Origin of the sequence: Kribbella sp. (assembly GCF_035655035.1) — a bacterium.
Lineage (GTDB): Bacteria > Actinomycetota > Actinomycetes > Propionibacteriales > Kribbellaceae > Kribbella.
Map to the genome: position 1 here is coordinate 1 of NZ_DASRVN010000290.1, position 3,411 is coordinate 3,411.

Consider the following 3,411-nt stretch of genomic DNA (forward strand, 5'->3'; position numbering starts at 1 on the left):
GACGGGCTGTTCCTGCCGATGGGCGCCAGCAAGCCGATGCGTATCCAGGGCGCCTGGGTCACCGAGAACGAGATCCGCGGCGTCGTCGAGCACTGCAAGGAGCAGCTGCAGCCGACGTACCGCGAGGACGTCACCGCGGCGCCCGGCCCGAGCAAGGACCTGGACGACGAGATCGGCGACGACCTCGACCTGGTGGTGCAGGCGGCGGAGCTGATCGTTTCCACCCAGTTCGGCTCGACGTCGATGCTGCAGCGTAAGCTCCGCGTCGGTTTCGCCAAGGCCGGCCGGCTGATGGACATCCTGGAGAGCCGCGGCGTCGTCGGCCCCAGCGAAGGTTCGAAGGCCAGGGACGTCCTGGTCAAACCCGACGATCTCGAGGACTTCATCAGCACGCTGCGAGGAGAGTGAGACCGTGACCGCCGCGAGCGCACTGCCCAGGCAGGACCGATTCGACGGGGACCCCGCGCCGACGCCGTTCACCGTCCGCGCCTCCCAGAAGGTGCACGGCGGCCTGGCCGTCGGCGCCGGGCTGGTCGCGCTCGGCTTCGCGGCGTCCGGCTCGACCAGCGCGACCGGCATCCTGCGCTGGATCGTCGCGGCCGCGTTCGCCGTCCTGGCCGTGGTGTGCGCCCGCGCGCTCACGGTCGGGGACATGCTGGTCGCCGACGACGTCGGCATCCGGCTGCGCATCGGGCACGAGTGGGTGGGTACCCGGTGGGAGGACATCGAAGAGGTGACGGTGCTGCAGCGCCGGCATCCGCTCGACGACGGGCGGATCGCCGTACATCTGCAGGATCCCGGGCCGATCCTCGGCGCACTGCCGAGTTCGACCCGCAAGACAACCGATGCGAACCGCCGACTGACGGGGTCGTCACTCGCGATACCGTTCGGGTTGACGGCGCGGCCGTCGAACGGGGAAGTGGTGCAGGCGCTGCACATGCTGGCCGACGCCAGGTGTCCGGTCAGGGAACAACTCTGACTCGTCCGTGACCCCGTCGTACCAAGGCCGTTGACATGTTGTTCACACGGGTGCCGGCGGTCGATTTCCCGATGACCTGAAGCGCGGACGAAGGAGAGGCGGTGGGGACGTGAGCATCGGCAGCGAGCTCACGGCGGCCCGCGAACGGGCCGACATGACGATCGAGCAGCTGAGCGCCGCGACCCGGATCAGAACCGGGTTGCTGATCGCCATGGAGGCCGACGACTTCTCCCGGTGCGGCGGGAACTTCTACGCCCGCGGGCACATCCGGGCGATCGCCCGCGTGGTCAAGGCCGACCCCGCGCCACTGCTCGCCACCTTCGACGCCGAACACGCCGCCGAGGACGAGAAGTCACGCCGCGAGGAACGCGTCGCGGTGAAGAGCCCGACCCTCCGCCCGGCCCGGCCACGCTGGGCGCTGGTGCTCGGCGCGATCCTGGTGGTCCTGATGGGCTGGGGAATGGTGCGGCTGTTCACGCTGCCCAGCGACATCGAGGCGAACGCCTCCAAGACCGCGACCACCTCGGCCACCGTGACCACGCCGACGCCGAAACCGACGCCCCAGCCGACCGTACGGCCGACCAAGAAGCCGGCGACGACCCCGAAGCCCCCGGCGCTGAGGACCGCGCTGACCATGACGGCCACGGGCAACGGCACCTACCTGACCGTCCGCGACCGCACCGACCGCAAGATCTTCCAGGGCAACCTCACCCCCGGCATCGCGCAGTCCGTCACCAGCGCCGGCGACATCCGGGTCCAGGTCGCCAACCCGGACAACCTGGTCGTCGTCCTGAACGGCAAACGCGTCCCCACCAAACTCACCAAGTTCACCGCCCACCCCAACGGCACCCTCAGCAAAACCTAACCGCCGCGCGACCTCAACCCCCGCCCCGACAACCGTCCCCACACCTCCCCTCCAGCCTGCAAGTCGGCGCCGCTCCAAACTCCGCGTGGTGCTGTTGAGTTAGGTGGGGACGTGCACGGCGCGTCATACTCGTGGGGATGACTACGCCACCCACCACCGTCGCCCTGGTCACGCTGGGCTGTGCCCGCAACGATGTCGACTCCGAGGAACTGGCCGGCCGCCTCGAAGCCGGCGGTTTCCGTCTCGTCGACGACGCCGCCGAGGCGGACACGGTGGTGGTGAACACCTGCGGCTTCGTCGAGGCTGCCAAGAAGGACTCCGTCGACACCCTCCTCGCCGCCGCCGACTACAAGGACTCCGGCCGCACCCAGGCGGTAGTCGCCGTCGGCTGCCTCGCCGAGCGCTACGGCGAACAACTCGCCGAAGCCCTCCCCGAAACCGACGCCGTCCTCAGTTTCGACGACTACACCGACATCTCCGCCCGCCTCCGCTCCATCCTCGCCGGCACCAAACACCAGCCCCACGTCCCCCACGACCGCCGCAAACTCCTCCCGTTGGCCCCGGCAGACCGCCACGAGAGCCCCGCGGTCGCCATCCCCGGCCACGGCGACGTCGTCGGCAGCCACATCCCTGAGGCTCTCCGTCCTGCGGGGGACAAGCCCGCCGACACCGCTCCCTCGGAACTCAAGGGGCGTTTTGTTACCGGCGCCCCCGAAGAGCTGAAGATCGACGCCCCCGACCTCGCCACCGCACCCGCCAGCGGCCCGCGCGTCATGCGCCGCCGCCTCGACGGCGGCCCGATGGCCCCGCTGAAGCTCGCCTCCGGCTGCGACCGCCGCTGCGCGTTCTGCGCGATCCCGATGTTCCGCGGCGCCTTCATGTCCCGCCGCCCCGCCGAGGTACTGCGCGAAGCCGAGTGGCTCGCCGACAACGGCGTCCGCGAACTCTTCCTGGTCTCCGAGAACTCCACCTCCTACGGCAAGGACCTCGGCGACCTCCGCCTCCTCGAAACCCTGGTCGGCGAGATCGCCAAGGTCCCTGGCATCACCCGCGTCCGCGTCTCCTACCTCCAGCCCGCCGAGATGCGACCCACCCTGATCAGCGCGATGACCGCCACTCCCGGCGTCGTCCCGTACTTCGACCTGTCGTTCCAGCACGCCTCCGGCCCGCTCCTGCGCCGGATGCGCCGCTTCGGCGACGCGGAACGCTTCCTCGAACTCATCGCCCAGGTCCGCGCCGCCGCCCCGACCGCCGGCATCCGCAGCAACGTCATCGTCGGTTTCCCGGGCGAGACCGAGGAGGACGTCGACATCCTCTGCGACTTCCTCTCCCGCGCCGGCCTGGACGCGATCGGCGTCTTCGGCTACTCCGACGAGGACGGCACCGAGGCCGAGACGTACGACGGCAAACTCGACGAGGACACCATCGCCGACCGCCTCGACCGCGTCACCCGCCTGGCCGAAGACCTCACCTCCGCCCGAGCCGAATCCCGCATCGGCGAACTCCTCGAAGTACTCGTCGAATCCCTCACCCCCACCGACACCCCGACGACGCCAGCGCCGACCGC

Annotated in this window: 4 protein-coding genes; all 4 read left to right on the top strand. The window is 70.2% G+C overall.

Annotation, left to right across the window (positions count from 1 at the left end; translation table 11 throughout):
- Positions 1–408: DNA translocase FtsK (locus VFF46_RS16900; protein ID WP_325038082.1), on the top strand; the 408-nt coding region annotated here is incomplete at its 5' end.
- A 4-nt stretch (positions 409–412) separates the two neighbouring features.
- Positions 413–979, top strand: a complete 567-nt coding sequence (locus VFF46_RS16905) for a hypothetical protein (protein WP_325038083.1) — start codon at positions 413–415, stop codon at positions 977–979.
- Between the two features lie 109 nt (positions 980–1,088).
- Positions 1,089–1,844 (top strand): helix-turn-helix domain-containing protein, encoded by a 756-nt coding sequence (locus VFF46_RS16910; RefSeq protein ID WP_325038084.1) that lies wholly within the window; start codon positions 1,089–1,091, stop codon positions 1,842–1,844.
- A gap of 137 nt (positions 1,845–1,981) precedes the next feature.
- On the top strand, positions 1,982–3,411 hold a 1,430-nt coding region (locus tag VFF46_RS16915; protein WP_325038085.1), incomplete at its 3' end, for a MiaB/RimO family radical SAM methylthiotransferase.